This is a genomic window from Paraburkholderia phytofirmans (assembly GCF_046028095.1).
GTDB lineage: Bacteria > Pseudomonadota > Gammaproteobacteria > Burkholderiales > Burkholderiaceae > Paraburkholderia > Paraburkholderia phytofirmans_A.
In genome coordinates this window covers 118,620-139,032 of the sequence record NZ_JAQQDJ010000005.1, presented here as the reverse complement: position 1 = coordinate 139,032, position 20,413 = coordinate 118,620, and the positions used below count along the sequence as shown (strand labels likewise).

Here is a 20,413-nt window from a genome sequence, read left to right as displayed (position 1 = left end):
GTATTTACTATTGCCTGTTCGCCGCCTACGATAGATTCATATTTCCGGCTGAAAACACGCGTGAGCGTCATGGCTGAAATCCGATAGGCGGCTTTTAGACCAGCTTACAAACTAACTTACAAGCCAACTACAAACCGGCTTGCAACGGGATCAAGTCGAACCGATGCAAGCTTTCCGACAGGCACCGTCGATACATGAGCGATCTGGCTCAACACGGTGACCTGAGCGGAAGACCCGAGCGTAGCGCGCAACAGCGGTTGCCATAAAAAATACCGCGCATCCGAGGTCTTCCGTTGTTCCTGTGCGTCTTACGGCACTAACGTCTTGCGGGAGAGCGCCATGATTCGCGCCGAACGTCGGATTGTGTTCGCGGCCATTGCGGTGTTCGTCGCGCTGGGTGGCATGGCGACAGTCATTCACGGTGTGCTGTTCGACATTCGCGATTCCATGTTATATGGCGGGATCTCGCTGGTGCTCGGCGTCGCGGTGCTGGCGCTGATGCTGACGCCGCGACCGACGGATAGCTCCTGAAATCAGGCTCGAAACTGCAAACTGAAATATCGCCGAGCCAACAAAAACGGCGCGCCACCGGTTTCCCGGTTGGCGCGCCTTTGAGTTTTGCATCGGCCGGCCCGCAATGCGCCGGCCGTCTTGCGCAGACCGTTATTCCGCCGCGGCCCCGTGATTGCATCCCGCGTGATGGACGTGACCCGCCTGGCTGTCATCCCATGCCGAGCCGAGAATGATCTTGCAGAAGTTAAGCCGCTTGTAGCTGGGATCTTTCATTTCCAGCACATCGGCTTTGACGTTGCCGAACGTGGTTTCGGGTTTGCTGATCGTGCCTTGCGCGAACGCGTCGATGATCATGTTCTTGAAGTCCTGCTCGCGCGGATGCGCGGCCACCACGCTCACGCGTTGCGCGTCGTCGAACTCGTGATAGCGCATGCCGAGCACGTCCATTTCGACGCCCGCGGTCACCAGCGAAACCACCGGCTTCAGATGCTCGGGAACACCCGGCGTGGTGTGAAGCGCGATCGACAACCAGACCTGTTCGATGTCGTACTCGTTGACGCCATAGCTCTTGAGAAAGTCGCGCGCGGCATTGGCGCCGTCCACTTCGAAGCGATCTGTCTTGCTGGCGTAGCCCGGCGTGAGGCCCATGTCATGAAACATCGCGCCGATATACAGCAACTCGGGGTCGTACGCGAGGTTGCGGCGCGCACCGGTCAACGCACCCCACAGGAAAACGCGGCGCGAGTGATTGAACAGCAGATCGTTCTCGGTGTCGCGGACCAGATCCGTTGCGGCTCTTGCGAGACGGCTGTCTGGGATTTGAATGCCGGCAATGGTCGTACTCATCGAATTTCTCCTGGACAAAGATAGTGCCTCGTGAGGCGATGGACTTCGTGTCGTTCGGGCAATGTCCATGCAGCGGTCTGGATTGGGTCGCTGTGAGCACTGTCCGGGGATGTCCAAGTATCCGTCGGAGTCGTATCGAGGGGAGTGGCAATCGACCGGCAAAGCGTGCCAGTGATACGCCGTTTTCTGCCACCCGCGCGCGCGGTTTGCGGCGGACGGCAATTCCCAGCGCGCCTCCTGCGCGGCCGCCGCTTATTTCGCGGCCAGCGCCGGCTTGCTGCCGAGCAGCGCCCACTGCCCATTTTCGACGACGAGGTTGACGCTCTTCACGCCGATCACGCGACGCGCGGCCGGGTCGAAGGTCGCCTTGCCGAATACGACGCTCGGCACGTCATGCAGCTTCGGCAGCGCGTCGCGCACGGCGCGTCGATCGGTGCCGCCCGCGCGCAGTGCGTACGCGGCGATGATCGTGGCGTCGTAGGCGAACGCATTGAAGGCGTCGGGCTGATGGTGATACTTCGCTTCGAAGCCGCGCACGAAATGCTGGACTTCGGGGCTGGGGTCTCCGGGGAAGAAACTGGTGTTGGTCGTCACGCCGTTGACGGCATCGCCGCCGAGTTCCATGAACTTCGGCGAATACACCGAGCTCGCGGCCACGATCGGCAAAGTAATGCCGCTCGTACGGGCCTGCCGCGCGATCTGCGCGCCGTCGGAGTAGTACGAGATCAGCACGAACGCGTCGGGATGCGCATCGCGCGCACGCAGCAGCGTCGCGCGGAAATCTTTGTCGGTGGGCTGGTAGCCTTCGGCGGCCACGACCTGCGCGCCACGCGCGGCAGCGGCCTTCACGAACACGTCCTTGCTCGCGCGGCCCCAGTCGGTGTTCTGGAACAGCACGGCGATCCGCTTGAAACCCTGCTTGACGGCAAGGTCCGCGAGCAGCGGTTGCGCGTCCGCCTGACTCACCGACGGGCTCCAGATGAAGTCGCCGCCTTTGGTGAAGTCGGGATGCGAATTGGTGAAACCCAACTGCACGAGGCCGGCGCGCTGATAGATCGGCGAGGCCGCCATCGAAGCCGGGCTCGAGAAGTCGCCGAGTTCGATCAGGATGCGTTTGTCGTCGACGAATTTCTGCGCGATGCCGACCGCCTGGCGCGGATCGCTCTGGCTGTCTTCGAACACATACTGCAAAGGATGGCCGTTGATGCCGCCCTGGCTGTTGATCTCGTCGAGCGCGAGATCGAAGCCGGCTTTCCATTGCGCGCCGTATTGCGCGTTCGGACCGGTCAACGGTCCGCTGACGCCGAAGAAAACCGGCTCGCCGCTGGCCGGCGCGGCGTGGGATGCGGTGTGGAAGGAGAGGGCGAGCACGGCAGCGCCGACCAGGGTGAAGAGTCGCTGGTACAGCGTGGATGGACGCAACGCGGACATGAGTGGTTCCCCGGAAATAAGTCGGACTCCGAGTCTCCAACGCATCACATCGTGCGGCAACGAAGCGATTGGCATATCCATATTCGCTGGCCGCCGTGCTGCGACGCGCGACGCGATATGAGGCCTAAGGTTGCGCCGGAAACACCGGCTCGCCCAACGTGAGCATTAGCCGGTTCGCCCACGCGAAGATCGCAATCGCGTGGCTCAGATCGACAATCTGCGTATCGTCGAGTCCTACGCGGCGCAGCGCGTCGAGCGATTGCGGGTCGATCGCTTCCGGATGTAGCGTGAGATCGATCGCATAGCGCACGATGACGCGTTCGCGCTCCGTTGTGCCGGCGGTTTCAGGGTCGGCGAAAATCTGCTGGATCACGTCGTCGCGCTTCGCGAGTTGCTGGAAGCGCTGCGCATGCACCGACGCGCAATACACGCAGCCATTCACGCGCGACACCACCGTGCTCGCCAGTTCGCGCTCGGCGCGCGACAGGCCGCCGGGCGCATACATGATGCTGTTGAATGCGCCCGAACGTTGCCGCAGGATTTCGGCTTCGTGTACCAGCAGCAGGTAATAGTCGGAGGTCTTCGCTTGCGGGTGACTCGTTTCGAGTACGGCGGTCTGTGCAGGCGTTGCCTGGGCGAGCGGGACCACGTCGAGCCATGCGCGCCAGCCGAGTGTTTGCGACGTGAAGCCGTGATCGGTGCTCATGCGTTTGCCTCCAGGGCGCGCAATGCGGCGACGACCCGCACTTGATAGGTGACGAACGCCACCAGTTGCGAGAGCGCGACGATGGCGCGCGTGGTTAGTCCCGCGCCCTGCAGTTCAGAGAGGGCTGCCTGACTGGTCGCAGCGGGATTTACGACCAGGGCTTCGGTGTGAACGAGAATCGCCGTTAGTCGCTTATCGACAACCGTTTCGACTGGAAGCTCATGATGCTGCGCGATGGCATCGAGTAGCGCGTGCGTCGCGGCACTGTCCGCCGCTGCGAGCGCCAGCAGACGTTCGCGATAAGCCTGCGCGGTATGGCTTGCGCGCGACAGCAGCGCCGCATACCAGGCTGCGATCAGTCGTTCCTGAAGCGTCAGATCGGTGACATCGTTCGAGAAAAGCGCGTCGTGGCTGCCTTGCGTATAGCGTGTCGCGTCGGCGCGGAAGGCGCGCAACGCGGCGACGGCACCGTTGGGCGCGAGGCCCGCTAGTTGTGCGACGAAGTCGTCGCTCGCTGCTGGCAATGAAGACATGAGGTGTCGGTCCGTGAGAAAGAGTGGTTACGCAGCGGTGTCGATGGAACGCACGTCGGCATCGGCGTCGGCCCATTCGTCGCCGGCGAGTTCGGCGGTGTCGAACGCCTGCAGCGCGGCGAAATGCGTCTCGCAGTCGGCGTCGAACAACATCGCGGCGATCGCGCGGGCCAGCCGTTGCGCGCCGTCGCTGATCGCGGGGATGTCGCCGGCGATCTTGCCGTGCGTCAGGCTCGCCGCGTGATTGAAGCAGTGGATGCGCGCGAGTGCCGGACAGCTACCCGGAATGCGCTCCTGGAAGGCGAGATTGCGATCGAGGTCCGGCGAGCCGGCGAGTTCGTCGTTCGGCAGATCGGCCGCCGGTGTGAAGCGGTCGCGCCAGCGGCGCACGTGCGGCGCGATCAGCGCGAACTCGTCGCGCGTATCGATCTCCGAATGAAAGCCGGTGGCGAAGATCAGGTAGTCGAGCGCATAACGCCCCTTCGGCGTGTCGACCACGACCGTCTCGCCTTCGTGACCCACCTGCGTGAGCGGACTGGCGAGATGCAGCCGCGCCTGCGGATGTCGCGCGACCCGCAGCACACTGTCGCGCGGCGGCGGCGCTTGCGTTCGTGCTGAGTAGTGCAGAAAGCGCCACTTCCAGGCATCGGGCAGACTTGCGAAACCGTGAACGAGTCCGGGGCTGCCGATTCCGGTCAGCTTGTTGATGCGCGGCAGCGCATCGCGGCGCACGAACAGATCGACCTGCGCGGCGCCGGCTTCGAGCGCGCTCGCGGCATTGTCGAACGCCGATGCGCTCGCGCCCACCACGCCGACACGTTTGCCGCGCAACGCGGCGAAGTCGATCGCATCGGACGAGTGCGCGTAGAGACGCTTCGGAAGATCACCGACCACGTCGGGAATGAACGGGCCGCCGAGACCCTCGCGGCCGGTGGCGAGCACGACATGGCGAGCCCGCACGATTTCGCGCCGCGTGTGACTGCTGTCGCCGGCCGGTGCGTGCAGGAGATCGAGTTCGAGCAGGCCGTCACTGCGCGTATGCAGCTTCACGACACGGGTCTCGTTGCGTACCGGCAGGTCGAGCACGCGGCGATACCAGCGCAGATAATCCATCCACTGCGCGCGCGGAATCTTGTACAGCGCATTCCATTGTTCGCGGCCAAACTGCGCTTCGTACCACGCGCGAAAGGTCAACGCGGGCAAGCGCAGCGCGGGGCCGGTCAACTGTTTCGGCGAGCGCAAGGTCTGCATGCGTGCATAGGTGACCCATGGGCCTTCGTTGCCGGCCGGCGCCTGATCGAACAATTGCTGGTTGTCGATGCCGAGCAGCCGCAACTCGGCGCTCGCCGCGAGTCCCGCCATGCCGGCGCCGATGATGGCGACGTCGAGCACGCGTTGCGCGTCGACGCTGCGCGCCGGCACCCAGGAAGGCGCGGGCAGTTCGAGCCAGTCGAGGTCTTCGCGAAGCCGGGTTTCGAGCGCGGCCAATCCGTCGGCGGCGTGTGGAGAATGCGTTGCGGTCATGCCGTGACTCCGGTGTCGCGGTGAGGAGAAGAGGCGTCGTCGTCGGCGTTATCCGCGCGATCGTGAGCGACCAGCGCGCCGTGTTGCGACGCCGCGTGCCGTACAGCGCCCGGCAGCAATGCGCGCGACACGTCCGCCAGCGCGTCGATCATGGCGTCCACTTCGGCGGTGCGCGGCCGGCCCGACAGCGTGACGACGCCGTAGAGAAACGGAATGGACACGTCGAGCGGTCTCACTTCGACGTCGGCTAAACGCGTGCCGAACGCCGTCGCCGGATCGACAATGGCCACGCCGAGCTTTTCCTGCGCGGCCATCATCGCGTTGAGCGACGCGTTCGTTTCCAGCGCCACGTGAAGCTCGATGCCGGCCTGATCGAACGCGCGATCGATCCGGTTGCGCAGCCGGTAACGGTTCGCCAGCGTCGCGACCGGCCGGCCCGCAAGCTCGGCAAGCGGCAGCACGGCATGCTGCGCGAGCGGATCGTCACAGTGCAGGACCGCCACGCACGGCGCTTCGATGATGTAGTGCACGTCGAGGACCGCATGATCGAGCGGCAGCGTCGCGATGCCGACGTCGGCTGCGCGTGAGAGCAGGGCCTGGACCACCTGCTCGGCGGAGGCGCTGCGCAGTTGCGCGGCGGTGTGTGTGCTTCCCTGTGCGTGACCTTGCGCCGATTGGGTGAGCTGCGCGAGCGCGCGTGGCGCCAACGCCGCCGCAAGTGCGGGCGTCGCCACGACGCGCAGCGGCATGGACTCGTCACGCCCGATGGCGCGCGCGCTCGCACGGATCGCGTCGAGCCCGATCAGCGAGCGCTCGACCTCGTCATACAGCAGAAACGCGCGACGCGTCGGCGTGACGCGCGGTCCTTTGCGGTCGAACAGCGCGTAGCCGATCTCCTGTTCGAGATCCTGGATCATTCTCGTCACGCCCGGTTGCGAGCGGCCGAGCAACCGGGCGGCGCCGGTGATGCTGCCCGTCGACATGACCGCCGAAAACGCTTCGAGTTGATGCAGCTCCATGCAATGCCTCGTTCATGTGATGCCTGCATTCTAGAGGCGCTTGAATGCACGATTCTTATAATAAATTCCGCTATGCATTTGACGGAAGTTGCTGTGCGCCGACGCGCAAGCCAAAACGAGTGATGGCTCGGCTGCAGTCCTAGATCGAGAAAAGCCCATGAAATAAGGGGTTTTGTGCAATTGCCCGCACTTCGCACAAGCTTTGTCAGGCTGTCCGCCGAGTCTTCTTCATAAGCTTTGCGCTCGCGCTGGAATAAGCTTTGACGCTTATCTTCGTTGGCCCGCTTCCCGGCGACATGGTTACATCGGCTCACTCTAATTCAAGGCGTGAGAACAGCATGTCGATTCTGTGGACCCACAAGCGCGGCGCCGCCCGCACACTGCTGCAACTGGCCGGCGCACTGACGATCGCATTCGGCGCCGCCATGCCCGCGGCCAACGCGGCCGATCCGTACTGGGTCGGCGTGACCGGGCCGCTCAGCGGCCAGGACGCGCAATACGGCGAGCAGTGGAAGCGCGGTTTCGATCTCGCACTCGAGCAGATCAACGGCAACGGCGGCATCAACGGTCATCCGCTCAGCTACGACTTCGAGGACAGCCGCAGCGATCCGCGTCAGGCGGTCGCCATCGCGCAGAAATTCGTCGACGACAAACGCATCCTGCTCGAACTGGGTGACCTGTCGAGCGGCGCATCGATGGCCGCCTCGCCGGTCTACCAGCGCGCCGGTCTCGTGCAGTTCGGCTTCACCAACTCGCATCCCGACTTCACCAAGGGCGGCGACTATATGTGGAGCACGGCGATCAGCCAGGCGGAAGAACAGCCGATGCTCGCCCACTACGTCACCAAAGGGCTCGGCTTCAAGAAGATCGCCGTGCTCTATCTGAATACCGACTGGGGCCGCACGAGCAAGGACATCTTCGCGAAGGCCGCCGTGGCGAACGGCGCGCAAGTGGTCGCGGCCGAGGCGTATCAGCCGAACGAGAAAGACTTCCGCGCGACGCTTACGCGCGTGCGCAGTGAAGAACCCGACTCGATCGTGTTGATCTCGTACTACTCCGACGGTGCGCAGATCGTTCGCCAGGCGCGCGCGGCGGGTGTGCGCACGCCGATCGCGGCGGTCGGCTCGGTGTATTCGCCGAAGTTCCTCGATCTGGGCGGCGCCGCCGTGAACGGCGTTTATACGGAATCGAATTTCTTCCCTGGCGACCCGCGCCCGGAAGTGCAGAGCTTCGTGCAGCGTTACCGCGCGAAGTACGGCGCAGAACCGGACACTTTCGCCGCGCGCGCTTACGACGCAATGATTCTCGCGAGCGAAGTGATCCGCCGCTATGGCGCGGACCGTACCGCCGTGCACGACGGTTTTTCGAAGATCAGCGACGTGCCGAGCGTGATCTTCGGCAAGTTCAAGTTCGATCCGCAGACGCGCCGCGTGGCCGGTGCGAAGAACCTCGACCTCGTCGTGAAGGACGGAAAATTCGCCTTGTGGGACGGCGCCAGCGCCGTGCACGCGCAATGATCGAACGCACGAACTTCTTGCGCCACGGGACCGACACGCCATGACTGCCTGGTTCGATTACACGATCAACGGACTGATCGTCGGCAATATCTATGCGTTGCTGGCGGTTGGCCTTGCGCTGATCTTCGGCGTATCGAATCTGATCAACTTCGCCCACGGTTCGGTGTACATGGTGGGCGGCTTTATCGGCTGGCTGTGTCTGACGCGCCTCGGCTTGCCGTTGCCCGTCGCGCTGCTCGCGACCGTCGCGGGCTGCGCGCTGCTCGGTATCGTGATCGAGCGGATCGGCTTGAGACCGTTGCAGGGCGCCGCGCGCATCGCGCCTCTGCTTGCCACCATCGGTATCAGTTTCGTGCTCGACCAGTTGGCGCAGATCTGCTTCGGTCCCGATCCGCGGCCGGTGCCGAGCCCGCTGCCGCAATGGACGCTGTCGATCGGCGGAGCGAGCCTCGGCTCGCTGGATCTGCTGATCGCGGCGATCGGCGTCGGCGCCGCGGCCGTGCTTTACGTGTTCCTGCGCTTCACGCGGCTCGGCTGGGCCGTGCGCGCAACCGCGCAGGATCGCGACGCCGCGCAGCAGATGGGCGTCAACGTCAATGCCGTGAATCAGGCCGTGTTCGCGATCGCCTGCGGCCTCGGCGGTTTGAGCGGGCTGCTGGTGGGCATGTACTACAACAGCATCGATCCCGCGATGGGGTTCCAGGCGACGCTGAAGGGCGTTGTCGCCTTGCTGATCGGCGGACTGGGCAACGTGCCGGGCGCGATCGCGGCGAGCCTGCTGCTGGGCCTCGTCGAGAGCTACGGTGTGGCGCTGTTCGGCACGAGCTATCGCGACCTGTTCGCGTTCGTGCTGTTGCTGGCGTTTCTCGTGTGGCGTCCCAATGGACTGTTCAGTTCGAACCGCCGGCTGCCGCCCGAGCCGCTGACAGGCACGTTCCTGTCGAATCGCCGCGCGGTGCGGATTCCGCGTCGCGTGATCGTCGCGGTGGTGGCGCTCGCGTTCGCGTTGCCTTTCGCGACGCCTTCGTCATATGTGCTGCAGACGCTCACCAATGGCTGGATTTATGGGCTGCTTGCGCTGAGCCTGACGCTGGTCGCGGGAACGGTAGGGCAGATCTCGCTGGGCCACGCGGCGCTGTTGCTGATCGGTGCATATGCATCGGCACTGCTTTCGGTGAACCTGGGCTGGTCGCCCGCGCTGACGATTCCGCTCGCCGGTCTTATCACCGCGGCGATCGGCACGCTGCTGGTCTATCCGTCGTTCCGGCTGCGCGGCCATTATGTGTCGATCGCGACGCTCGGAATCGGCGAGATCATCGGCCTCGTGGTGCTCAACTGGGACAGCCTGACGCGTGGCCCGATCGGCATCACCGGCATTCCGCCGTTATCGCTATTCGGCTGGCAATTGACGGGAGTGCGTGCGGTTTACTGGTTCACGCTGGCGGTGCTCGTTCTACTCGCGCTGCTGCAGGTGCGGCTGCTGCGCTCGCATCTGGGCCGCACGTGGCGCGCGATCCGCGAGGACGACGTCGCCGCGCGCGCTTACGGCATACGCCCCAACCGCTACAAGGCGATCGCTTTCGCGTGCGGCGGACTAGCGGCGGGTATCGGCGGCGGCATTGCGGCGCATCTGTACAGCTATATCAACTACCAGACCTTCGACTCGCAGGTGTCGATCCTCGCGCTGACGATGGTGATTCTCGGCGGCCTCGGCAGCGTGATCGGCGCGGTGGCGGGCGCGATCGCGCTGATCAGCCTGCCGGAGCTGTTCCGCTTCGCCGCCGATTACCGGATGCTGATCTACGGCGTGATCCTGTTGCTGCTGGTGCGCTTCCGGCCGCAAGGTCTGTTCGGCGCGGTATGACGGAGACGGCCATGAGCTCTACTTCCACTAACAATGCGGACATTCTGTTCGACGTGCGTCGCGTGACGCGCCGCTTCGGCGGTCTCGTTGCCGTCGACGAAGTGAATCTGTCGGTCGCGCGCGGCGAATGCGTGAGCGTGATCGGACCGAACGGCGCGGGCAAGTCGACACTCTTCAATCTGCTCACGGGAATCGACACACCGGACGCGGGCGAGGTGCGCTTCGGCGGCGAGGACGTGACCGGCATGGCGCCGGAGCTGCTCGCCGCGCGCGGCATCGCGCGCACGTTCCAGCATGGACGCGTGTTCGGCAACCTGAGCGTGCTGGACAACGTGCTGATCGGCGCGCACGCGCGTCTTGCCACGACGCGGCGCGGCTGGCCCGTGGTCGGCGCATTCGCGGAAGTGCTGCGCGCGCTGATCGGCCCGGCAGCGGTGCGCCGCGAGGACGCCGAACTGCGCGAAGAAGTGACGGCGCTGCTGGCGCGCTTCGGTACACGTCTCGCGCCGCGCATCGACGAACCGGCGCACAGCCTCTCCTACGCGAACCGCCGGCGCGTCGAAATTGCGCGCGCGCTGGCGCTGCGTCCGCGCATTCTCCTGCTCGACGAACCGACTGCCGGCATGAACGAGTCCGAGACCGCGGAGATGCTCGAACTGATCCTCGAACTCAAGCGCGAGGGCCTGACGATCCTGCTGATCGAACACAAGCTCGACCTCGTGATGCGGCTCTCCGATCGCGTACTCGTGCTCGACGACGGCCGCAAGATCGCGCAGGGTTTGCCGGACGAGGTGCGTAACGATCCGGCCGTGATCGAAGCGTACCTTGGGCACCGGCAGGTCGGCGCGCAGGCCGGCCAAAGCGAGACGGCCGCCGCATGAATAGCGCCATGAATACCCCGAGCCTGCATCTGGTTTCGTCGAACGAATTACCTTCCACTTCACCCGCCATGACTGAGCCGTTGCTGAAACTCGACCAGATCGACACGTTCTATGGACAGATCCAGGTGCACTTCGGCGTGAACCTCAGCATCGGACGCGGGGAGATCGTGAGCCTGCTGGGCGGCAACGCCAGCGGCAAATCGACGGCGATGAAGGTCATTCTCGGTTTGCACAAGCCGCGAGCCGGCACGGTCAGCTTCGAAGGCAAGCCGCTGAACGGCCTGCCGACCTCGCAGATCGTGCGGCGCGGCATCGCTTCCGTGCCGGAAGCGCGCCGGCTATTCGGCGACATGACGGTGCGCGAAAACCTGCTGATGGGCGCCTTCACGCGCAAAGACCGCGCGGGTATCGCCGAGGATTACGAGCGCATGCTCGAACTGTTTCCACGCGTGAAGGAACGCCTGACGCAGCGCGCCGGCACGCTTTCCGGGGGCGAACAGCAGATGCTGGCTATGGCGCGCGCGCTGATGAGCCGGCCCGCGCTCGTCTGCATGGACGAACCGACCATGGGCTTGTCGCCGCTCTACGTCGACAAGGTGCTCGAACTGATCCAGACGATCAATCGGCAAGGCATCACGTTCTTCATGGTCGAACAGAACGCGAGTCTTGCGCTGCAAATCGCGCATCGCGGTTATGTGCTGCAGACCGGCCGCGTGGTGTTGTCCGGCACCGCGAGCGAATTGCTCGGCGATCAGCGGATTCGCGATGCTTATCTTGGCGGAGCGCTCGCGGCGGAAACCGCGTCGTGAGTAAAAAGACGTAACGTCCCGCGCTTTACGCTGCGGGACGTTAAACGCGCATCGGCGCGATCAGGAACGTGCGACGAGTTCGAGCGTCGCGCCGTGCGTGGTTTCGTGTGGAAGCTCGCGAGCAGCGTCGCTGGCTTGCGTCTCCAGTGCGACGGCGAAGATGCCTTCGCCGCGCGTGGCCAGATGCTTGCGAATGTCGGATGCGAGGCTCGCAGCGGGTTCGTGAGGCGCGCGCGTAGGGCTGACCAGCGTCAGCGTGGTCGCGCCGAGCGACAGGATGGCAAGCGTAATGGCGTAGCCTGGCAGGGGCGCACGCTGTACGTCGAATTCGCCGAGCAGCGCGCGATATCGTGTGAGGCTCGCCTCCACGTCGTTCACGGCAAGCGTGATGTTCGCGACGCTGCTTACGCCGTTGGCGTGGTGGCGCACGTCGCCTTCAGCCACACGCAGACGGCGCGGCGTCAAATCTCCGCAAAGGAACGGCAGGTCGGCGACAGGCGGTTTGCCGATCTGCCATTCGAGCCGTTCGCCGTCGGGCCTGATGCGTCCGCCGGCGATGGGGCCGTCGTAAAGAAGACCGCGCTGGTGAGCCGCATCGATCGTCGCGCCAACCGATTGCGGCAGCAGCGCGAAATCGACGAAGCCATCGCCAACGCGATGCCCGGCGTCCCACCAGCGATGCTCAGGCGCGTCGCGCAGAAAGGCGATCAGTTCGAAGTAGCTGCCGTCGGCGAAACCGATCAACGCGTTGTGCGTGGCGCCGTCGGCGTGCGTGCCGCCGCGCTGCACCGTAAAACCGAGCGCGCTGAAATGGGCGATGGCCTGGTCGAGATCCTGCACGCGGATCACGATGTGGTCGAGTGAAAGGGACATGCCGGACGATCTCCTCAGGTGAGTGGGTGATGAGTATGCGAAGCCGTTTGCCAAAACGCTAACAACGGATTGTCGATTGCATAGCGCTTCCGCTGGAATGGCCCGGCGAGTTGGTCATTAAAAGGTCTCCGCATAACGATCATGCTTTCGGTTCGATTTCGTTAGTTCACTGACGAATATGGATCGATGGATTTGTTCGTGGCGAGATACGCGGCACGCGCCGAGAATCGGGTAAGTCGCCCGACACACTCCTCAATCCACTTTCCCGAACCTCCATGAGCAAACGTAGCGGACATCTGCGCCTTGGTGCTTTCCTTTATCCTGCCGGGCATCACATTGCGGCATGGCGTCATCCCGAGGCGCAGGCCGATGCGGGCGTCAATTTCCGTCACTATGTCCAGCTTGCGCAGCAGGCCGAGGCGGCGAAGTTCGATCTGATCTTTCTCGCCGACGGCGTGGGCACGCGCGGCGACGACGTCGACTTCCTGAGCCGCACGGCGCACAGCTATGTGGCGCAGTTCGAACCGATCACCTTGCTGTCGGCGCTGGCGGCGGTGACGGAGCGCATCGGCCTGGTCGGCACGGCTTCGACGAGTTTCAACGAGCCGTATCACATCGCCCGCAAATTCGCCTCGCTCGATCACATCAGCGCAGGGCGCGCGGGGTGGAATCTGGTCACGTCGTCGAGCGAGCATGAAGCGAAGAACTTCAACCGCGACAAGCATTTCGACCATGCGGAGCGCTATGCGCGCGCCGCCGAATTCGCCGAAGTCACCGCAGGACTGTGGGATAGCTGGGAAGACGACGCATTCGTGCGCAACAAGCAGGAAGGCCGTTTCTTCGATCCGCGCAAGCGCCATGTGCTCGATCACAAAGGACGCTTCTTTCAGGTGAAGGGGCCGTTGAACGTTGCGCGCTCACCGCAGGGGCATCCGGTCGTCGTGCAGGCGGGATCGTCCGAAGCCGGCCGCGATCTGGCGGCGAGTACAGCCGAGGTGATTTTCACGGCGCAGCAAACGCTGCCGGACGCGGTGGCTTTTTACGCGGACGTGAAAGGCCGCATGCAAGCGTATGGCCGCGATCCGGAGGATCTGAAGATCATGCCGGGCGTGCTGCCGATCGTCGGCCGCACTGAAAGGGAGGCGCGCGAGAAATTCGACCGGTTGCAGTCGCTCGTCGATCCGAAGGTGGGACTCGCGCTGGTGTCCGGACTGACGGGCGGATTCGATCTCTCCGAGTATCCGCTCGACGGTCCGATTCCCGAGTTGCCGGAAACGAATGCCAGCAAGAGCCGGCAGTCGCTGACGCTGGAACTGGCCCGCCGCGAGAATCTCACGATTCGCCAACTCTATCTGCGAGTGGCGGGTGCGCGTGGTCACTGGCAACTGGTCGGCACGCCGGCGCAAATCGTCGATCAGCTCGAAGAACGCTTCGTGAATCACGGTGCCGACGGCTTCAACGTGATGCCGCCGGTGCTGCCGGACGGCCTGACCGATTTCGTCGGACTGGTGCTGCCTGAATTGCGTCGGCGGGGCCTGTTTCGCGAGGAGTATGAGGGCCGCACGCTGCGCGAGAACCTGGGGCTGCGCCGGCCTGAACATCGTCGCTCTGCAACAGCTTGATTGGATTTACTCCGCGCGCGCGTGCCTCGGGCGTTTGAACATCCAGTCACGGCTTGAGCGATTCGCCGGTCCACACCGGTCGCGCGCATTTCAGAATCGCGCATATCCATAGCTCGATTCGCTGGTTTTGCACGACGTGCCGCGTCCCTATACTGATCCGTCAAATCGGCGCACGCCCGGCGCGTGTGCCGAATCACGCTCCCAATGCTAACAGCCGGATCCGCTGCGATCCGTGCGCTTTAACAAGGAATCAAGGCATGCAGGTCTCTCAGGACACCGCAGCGCGGGCAAAGCTTCAGGCGGCACTGGCCGCGTTGCCGGCGCTGGCCAAGGCGATCGGCGAAGACGCCGCGCAACGTGAAGTGCGGCGCGAGTTGCCGTTCGACGGCTTCGCATTGTTTCGCGAATCCGGTTTGGGTGTGCTCCGTTTTCCGGTGGAGTGGGGCGGCCTCGGTGGTTCGCTGGAGGATCTCTTTCATGTGATCGCGACGCTGGGCGCGCATGAATCGAATGTCGCGCACGCCTTGCGGATTCACTACGATCTGACCGAGCAGTTGCTGCTGTCGCCGCGTTCGGCGTTCAACGACACACAGATCGAACGCGTGCGGAACGGGGCGATCTTCGGCGGTGCGTCGACCGAACTCGGCACCTCCAGGCCGGGCGAGATCGTGACGAAACTGGTGCGCGACGGCGAGCACTTCCGCGTGACAGGCAAGAAATATTATTCGACCGGCACGGCGTTTTCCGACTATGCACGGATCAACGTGCAGGATGAGAACGACGAGAAGGTGTCGATCGTGATACCGGTGTCGCGCGAAGGGGTGCAAGTGCTCGACGACTGGGACGGCATGGGGCAGCGCATGACGGCGAGTGGCAGCCTCGTGCTCGACAACGTCCAGGTCTTTTCTCACGAGATCGCCACGCGCGGCTATACGAGTCTCGCCGGACGGCATGGCAGCGCGGTGCGGCAGTTGCATCTGGTGACGGTCGCCGCGGGCATCGTGCGCAACATCGTGGAAGATGCGCGGCGCTATGTCACGCAATACGGCCGCCCGGTGTTGCATAGCCCGGCGCCTTCCGCACGCGAGGACGGTTTCGTGCAGCAGGTGGTGGGCGATCTAGCGGCGCACAGTTTGTCGATCGACGCGCTGGTCGCGCAGAACGCGCGTACGCTGGACCGTTCGGCGAATGCGATCCACAGCGGCGCGGCCAACGCGGAAGAATTGGTGCTGGAAGGCGCGCTGGCCACGGCCAAAACCCAACTCGTGGTGAGCAAGCTGGCGCTGTATGCCGGCGAGCGTCTGTTTGAGATCGGCGGGGCTTCGGCCACGGGGCGCGCGCACAATTTCGACCGGCACTGGCGCAATCTGCGCACGATCTTCAGCCACAACCCGCTGCTGCACAAAGCCCGGGTGATCGGCGATTACGAGTTGAACGGGGTAACCACGCATCTGACCGAAGGACGCGTGTTCTAAAGCGCGTCGCCATCCACTCATCCATTACGGGCATTGCACACCATGAGCCGAGATTTGCTGCTACTGCTGGAACCGGGATTTACCGATCCGAAACATCCCGGTGAGCGTTTTATCTGCCCGGACGGGGCGCCCATTGAAGGTTTGCTCGCGAGCGATCCGGCGCTTAACACGCGCCTGGAGATTCGCCGGTTGCCGTTTTCGCGTCCACGCGCCGTGGTGATCGAAGCGCTCGACGCGGAGCACCAGAGTCTGCCCGTGCTGATTCTCGGCGACGAACAGCCGGCGCCTGCCGATGCACAGACCCTGGGCGCGAAACGCTTCGTGACGGACACGCGCCGCATTCTCGATCTGCTCGCGCAGCGTCACGGGTTTCCTAAAGTGCATTGACGGGATTCAACTCGAAAAAACGCGTCATTCCGCGTGACCTCATAACGCAACGCGAAAAACAACGCGCCTCGATCAGCCAACCAATCGAGGCGCGTCGCATCAGAACGGATGCATCAGAACAGATGCATCAGAACAGATGCATCAGAACAGATGCTTCACACCGGCCGAGACAGCTACCTGTCTGTTCGTTGCCGACGGTGTCAGATACCCGATTGCCGCAACCGCGGGGCGCCCGAGCGAGTCCGTTCCGCTAGCGTGCTGAAATGCCCCCGTCACATAGACGTCGGTGGCCTTGGAAAACGAATACGCCGCGCCCAGGTTCAACTGCTCGTACTTCGCGCCTTCCTTGCCGCTCACGCTGCCGCCAGCCGTATAGTCGAACGATGTGCCGAAGCGCAGGAACGGTGTCGCCTGATAACGCAAGCTCGCACTGATGGTGCTCAGCGTTGGCGAGCCGTTGTAGTGCAGCGTATTGAGCGACGAGTTCGAACCGAGCCCGCGGAACTGCGTAGTCGAGTAAGCCGCGCCGAAGATCGCGCCGCCCGCGGTGTACGTTGCCGCCACCGAAATTGTCTGCTGGGTGCTAGCCGAGGCGAAACCGGCGATCGCGGGATTGGACTCGGCGCTCGCCGCCGATCCGGCGGAGCCGAGGTTATTGCCGGTGGCGCTCGCATTGGCGTTGGTGCCGTATAGCGAGGTATTCGGATTGCGCGCATTGACGATCGACGCGGCGATCGCGAACGCTCCGCCGGTATAGCTCGCGCCCGTGGACCAGAGTTGATTCTGCGTGACATTCCCGGCCACGCCGCCCACGCTATACAACGCACCGAAACGGAAGCCGTTGAAAGAGTCGGACAGGTACTTGAGCGAATTATTGATGCGGTGCGTGAAGTTCAGATTGTCGTAATCGGCGGGATGGATCGCGAGGTTGCCCCAATACCAGCCGTGAATCAACGGCGACACGAACTCCACCGACGTATCCGCCTGGCGCCCCAACGTAAATGTACCGTAGCGTGCGGCATTTACGCCGACCCAGGCCTGGCGGCCGAACAATGTGCCGCCTTGTCCGATGGCGCCGTTGTTCACGCTGAAGCCGTTCTCGATCTGGAACACAGCCTTCAATCCGCCGCCGAGATCTTCCACGCCTTTCAGGCCCCAGCGGCTCGACGACAACCCCGATGAACCGTTGTCGAACTGCGCGACTTGCGAGCCGCCCCGTGGTCTACCGGACGCCGGCGTTGCAGCCGTTTGCGCGTTGTTCGAGTAAGTGACATTGCCGGTCACGATCCCATACAGCGTGACGGTACTTTGAGCACTGGCCGTGCCGACCATTAGAGAGGAAACGCTGAAAGCGAAAAGCAGTTTTTTCATGGTTATTTGAATCGGTGTTGAGGGAGCGTCGGAGAAGTGAGTGACCGATGAACATCTTCAAGTCGGCGACAAAAGATAAGCAAAACGAACCGATCGAACAAACAATCAAATTCGATATTGATATCGATGAATTGTCTCGAATAAGCGCTAAAACACCAATATTTGAGCGATAACACCAACCATCTGCGGCAGATATGCAATCCTGAATTAATTCGTTCTTCTGTCGAGCGACGGTTGATATCGTGCGGCGCATCCGAGTCCGATGCGGTCTTTCGTCCGCGCCGTGCTTTGCATATGCAGAACGATTGGTTCTTTTGCTGCCGCAGCGGCTTTATCGTGAGCGCTGCGGCAGCAGCATTGCCGACAACACCACTACGACAATTCATTCGGCGCGAACCGGCCGAACCATCGGCAAAAAGGATCTGAATCACATGGCAGGGCTGAATCGACGCGATTTTCTGATTTCATCGGGCGCAGCGCTCGCGGCCGCCGGTATGCCGGCACTGGCGTTCGCCCAGGGCGAGGCGCTCGCGCCGAAGCGGGGCGGCACGCTAAACATGCTGATCAATCCCGAGCCGCCGGTGCTCGTGTCGATCTTCCAGACCACCGGGCCCGCGCTCGTCGCGAGTTCCAAGGTACTCGAAGGCTTGCTCGCTTACGACTTCGACCTGCGCCCCAAGCCGCAATTGGCTACTGCCTGGGCCGTCAGTCCGGACGGCTTGAAGTACACGTTCACGCTGCGGCAGAACGTCAAATGGCATGACGGTCAGCCGTTCACGTCGGCCGATGTCGCGTTCTCGATCGACTTGCTCAAATCGGTGCATCCACGTGGGCGCAGCACGTTCGCCAATGTCACGCGAGTGGCGACGCCGGACGCGCGCACCGCGGTGATCGAATTGTCGAAACCGGCGCCGTATCTGTTGAAAGCACTGTCCGCCGGCGAGTCGCCGATCGTTCCGAAGCACCTGTACGCGCAGGGCGATCCGCTGTCCAATCCGCACAACAACGCGCCGATCGGCACCGGGCCGTTCCGCTTCAAATCATGGACGCGCGGCGCCAATATCGTCTACGAACGTAATCCGGACTACTGGGACGCCGGCAAGCCGTATATCGACGGCCTCGTCTTCAAGGTGATTCCCGACGCCGCGGCCAGGTCCGCCGCATTCGAAACCGGCGCGCTCGATCTGGGCGGCGAGAATCCGGTGCCGCTCACCGATCTGCCGCGTCTCACGCAATTGCCGCAACTGGCCGTCGAAACGCGCGGCTATCGCTTTCTCGAGCCGCTCTCCGAGATCGATTTCAATCTCGAGCATCCGATCCTGAAAGATCTGCGCGTGCGCCAGGCGATCGCGCATGCCATCAATCCGCAAGTGGTGCAGCGCACGGTCGCCTACGGCTATGCCGATCTCTCGCCCACGCCGATCACGCCGGGCTCGCCGTATCACGACGCCAAACTCGCGCCGTATGCATTCGATATCGGCAACGCGGAGAAATTGCTCGACGCCGCGGGCTATCCGCGCAAGGACGGCGGTGTGCGCTTCGGTCTCACGCACGACTTCCTGCCCTACGGCGACATGTACCGCCGTCAGGCTGACTACGTCAAATCGGCGCTGGCGAAAGTGGGCATCGACGTCACGGTTCGCTCGCAGGATCTGCCGGCGTTCCTGAAACGCGTTTATGCGGACCGTCAGTTCGACTTCACGAGCATCGGCGTCAACACGCTATTCGATCCGAGCGTGGGCGTTCAGCGCCTCTACTGGTCGAAGAATATCCGCCCCGGCGTGCCGTTTTCGAATGCGCCGCATTACAGCAATCCGGAGGTCGACCGCCTGCTCGAAAGCGCCGCGGTCGAAACCGACGAGAGCAAACGCGTTGCGCTGTATCAGCAGTTCCAGCAGATCGTTTATCGCGATCTGCCGATTCTCACCCTGGTCGCACCGCGCATGATCACGCTCGCGAACCGGCGCGTTCGTAACCACACCGTGTCCGCGCAAGGCCTCGAAGGCAATCTCGCGGACGTCTATCTGAGCGCATGACAGGAGCGACGCGATGAGTCGAGGTTTGCGTTTTGGGGCGATTCTCCGGCGTACCGCGTGGCAGGCATTGCCCACGGTAATCGGCATCGTGATCCTGAACTTCTTCCTGCTGAAGCTGATGCCGGGCGATGCCGCCGACGTGCTGGCCGGCGAATCCGGCTCCGCGACCGCGGAAACGATGCAGGTGCTGCGCGCGAAGTTCGGACTCGACCAGCCGGTGCTGCACCAGTTGTGGTCGTACCTCGCGCATCTGTCGCACTTCAGTCTCGGCTACTCGCCGCGCTACGACATGCCGGTGATGCAGCTGATTCTGTCGCGACTGCCCAATACGCTGCTGCTGATGGGCGTGGCGTTGACGTTCGCGATTCTTGCGGGCGTGGTGCTCGGCGCGGTGATGGCGCATTGGGCCGGCAAGTGGCCGGACCGTGTGCTGTCCGTGCTGGCCTTGCTGTTCTATTCGACGCCGGGCTTCTGGATCGGACTGCTCGCGATCGTGCTGTTCTCCGTGCATCTGGGCTGGCTGCCGAGCGGCGGCAACATCACGCTCGGCGTCCAGCTCCACGGTTTCGCTTATTTCGCCGATGCGGCCAGACACGTGCTGCTGCCGGCCGCGACGCTGGCGACTTTTTTCGTCGCGATCTACGCGCGGCTGACGCGGGCCGCGATGCTGGAAGTGCAGCGCCAGGACTTCGTGCGCACCGCGCAGGCCAAGGGCTTGCATCCGTGGCGCGTGACGGTGCGGCACGTGTTGCGCAATGCGCTGATGCCGCTCACGACCATCGTCGGGATTCATTTCGGCACCTTGCTGGGCGGTGCCGCGGTGACCGAGACGGTGTTCAGCTGGCCCGGCCTCGGGCGCCTCGCACTCGACGCGGTGATGGCGCGCGATTTCAGCGTGCTGCTCGGCGTGCTGCTGCTGTCGTCGCTGCTCGTGATCGTCGCCAATGTTCTGGTCGATCTGCTGCAGGCATGGCTCGACCCCCGCGTCGCGTGACGGATCGCGCTG

The 20,413-nt window shown here is 63.6% G+C and carries 19 protein-coding genes; 10 read left to right on the top strand and 9 right to left on the bottom strand.

Annotated elements, in window-relative coordinates; all coding sequences use genetic code 11:
* Positions 1–339: 339 nt before the first annotated feature.
* Entirely contained in the window at positions 340–531 is a 192-nt protein-coding gene (locus PQR54_RS16475; protein WP_408247432.1) for a DUF2964 family protein, read from the top strand.
* Positions 532–663: 132 nt separating this feature from the next.
* Here the strand turns inward: PQR54_RS16475 and PQR54_RS16470 are convergent, their stop codons facing one another.
* From PQR54_RS16470 to PQR54_RS16445, 6 genes are all read right to left on the bottom strand, one after another.
* The gene (locus PQR54_RS16470) at positions 664–1,359 is read right to left on the bottom strand and encodes an HD domain-containing protein (protein ID WP_408247430.1); all 696 of its coding nucleotides are present in this window, start codon (positions 1,357–1,359) and stop codon (positions 664–666) included.
* 252 nt (positions 1,360–1,611) lie between these two features.
* The gene (locus PQR54_RS16465; RefSeq protein WP_408247428.1) at positions 1,612–2,790 is read right to left on the bottom strand and encodes an ABC transporter substrate-binding protein; all 1,179 of its coding nucleotides are present in this window, start codon (positions 2,788–2,790) and stop codon (positions 1,612–1,614) included.
* Positions 2,791–2,914: 124 nt separating this feature from the next.
* Positions 2,915–3,496 (bottom strand): peroxidase-related enzyme, encoded by a 582-nt coding sequence (locus PQR54_RS16460; RefSeq protein WP_408247426.1) that lies wholly within the window; start codon positions 3,494–3,496, stop codon positions 2,915–2,917.
* Positions 3,493–4,029, bottom strand: a complete 537-nt coding sequence (locus PQR54_RS16455; RefSeq protein ID WP_408247424.1) for a CMD domain-containing protein — start codon at positions 4,027–4,029, stop codon at positions 3,493–3,495. Before PQR54_RS16455 ends, PQR54_RS16460 begins: the two co-directional genes overlap by 4 nt.
* 27 nt (positions 4,030–4,056) lie before the next feature.
* Complete coding sequence (locus PQR54_RS16450; protein WP_408247422.1) at positions 4,057–5,553, bottom strand: NAD(P)-binding domain-containing protein; 1,497 nt, start codon at positions 5,551–5,553, stop codon at positions 4,057–4,059.
* Positions 5,550–6,572: a LysR family transcriptional regulator gene (locus tag PQR54_RS16445; RefSeq protein WP_408247420.1), complete on the bottom strand. Its 1,023-nt coding sequence runs from the start codon at positions 6,570–6,572 to the stop codon at positions 5,550–5,552. Before PQR54_RS16445 ends, PQR54_RS16450 begins: the two co-directional genes overlap by 4 nt.
* Positions 6,573–6,910: 338 nt before the next feature.
* Here PQR54_RS16445 and PQR54_RS16440 point away from each other — a divergent pair, with 338 nt between their 5' ends.
* From PQR54_RS16440 to PQR54_RS16425, 4 genes are read left to right on the top strand one after another with little or no spacing between them, the layout of a single operon-like run.
* Entirely contained in the window at positions 6,911–8,089 is a 1,179-nt protein-coding gene (locus tag PQR54_RS16440; RefSeq protein WP_408247418.1) for an ABC transporter substrate-binding protein, read from the top strand.
* 40 nt (positions 8,090–8,129) lie between these two features.
* The gene (locus tag PQR54_RS16435; protein WP_408247416.1) at positions 8,130–9,953 is read left to right on the top strand and encodes an ABC transporter permease; all 1,824 of its coding nucleotides are present in this window, start codon (positions 8,130–8,132) and stop codon (positions 9,951–9,953) included.
* Between the two features lie 11 nt (positions 9,954–9,964).
* On the top strand, positions 9,965–10,834 hold the full coding sequence (locus PQR54_RS16430; RefSeq protein WP_408247414.1) for an ABC transporter ATP-binding protein: 870 nt from the start codon (positions 9,965–9,967) through the stop codon (positions 10,832–10,834).
* 8 nt (positions 10,835–10,842) lie between these two features.
* Positions 10,843–11,643, top strand: a complete 801-nt coding sequence (locus PQR54_RS16425; RefSeq protein WP_408247412.1) for an ABC transporter ATP-binding protein — start codon at positions 10,843–10,845, stop codon at positions 11,641–11,643.
* 60 nt (positions 11,644–11,703) lie between these two features.
* Here PQR54_RS16425 and PQR54_RS16420 read toward each other — a convergent pair whose 3' ends face one another.
* Positions 11,704–12,516, bottom strand: a complete 813-nt coding sequence (locus tag PQR54_RS16420; protein WP_408247410.1) for a VOC family protein — start codon at positions 12,514–12,516, stop codon at positions 11,704–11,706.
* Between the two features lie 275 nt (positions 12,517–12,791).
* On the opposite strand from PQR54_RS16420, the gene PQR54_RS16415 reads away from it, so the two are divergent.
* The 3 genes from PQR54_RS16415 (at position 12,792) to PQR54_RS16405 (ending at position 16,000) form a co-directional block, all read left to right on the top strand.
* Entirely contained in the window at positions 12,792–14,138 is a 1,347-nt protein-coding gene (locus tag PQR54_RS16415) for an LLM class flavin-dependent oxidoreductase (RefSeq protein ID WP_408247408.1), read from the top strand.
* A gap of 257 nt (positions 14,139–14,395) precedes the next feature.
* The gene (locus tag PQR54_RS16410; protein ID WP_408247406.1) at positions 14,396–15,613 is read left to right on the top strand and encodes an acyl-CoA dehydrogenase family protein; all 1,218 of its coding nucleotides are present in this window, start codon (positions 14,396–14,398) and stop codon (positions 15,611–15,613) included.
* Between the two features lie 42 nt (positions 15,614–15,655).
* Positions 15,656–16,000 carry a DUF3088 domain-containing protein gene (locus PQR54_RS16405; RefSeq protein WP_408247404.1) on the top strand — a complete coding sequence of 115 codons (345 nt, stop codon included), beginning with the start codon at positions 15,656–15,658 and terminating at the stop codon, positions 15,998–16,000.
* A gap of 141 nt (positions 16,001–16,141) precedes the next feature.
* Here the strand turns inward: PQR54_RS16405 and PQR54_RS16400 are convergent, their stop codons facing one another.
* Positions 16,142–17,371 (bottom strand): porin, encoded by a 1,230-nt coding sequence (locus PQR54_RS16400; RefSeq protein WP_408247402.1) that lies wholly within the window; start codon positions 17,369–17,371, stop codon positions 16,142–16,144.
* A 2-nt stretch (positions 17,372–17,373) separates the two neighbouring features.
* On the bottom strand, positions 17,374–17,802 hold the full coding sequence (locus tag PQR54_RS16395) for a hypothetical protein (protein ID WP_408247400.1): 429 nt from the start codon (positions 17,800–17,802) through the stop codon (positions 17,374–17,376).
* Between PQR54_RS16395 and PQR54_RS16390 the strand changes: the two genes are divergently transcribed.
* Positions 17,803–19,407, top strand: coding sequence for an ABC transporter substrate-binding protein (locus tag PQR54_RS16390; RefSeq protein ID WP_408247398.1), 1,605 nt, complete (start codon positions 17,803–17,805; stop codon positions 19,405–19,407).
* A 13-nt stretch (positions 19,408–19,420) separates the two neighbouring features.
* Entirely contained in the window at positions 19,421–20,401 is a 981-nt protein-coding gene (locus PQR54_RS16385) for an ABC transporter permease (RefSeq protein WP_408247396.1), read from the top strand.
* Positions 20,402–20,413 lie beyond the last annotated feature (12 nt).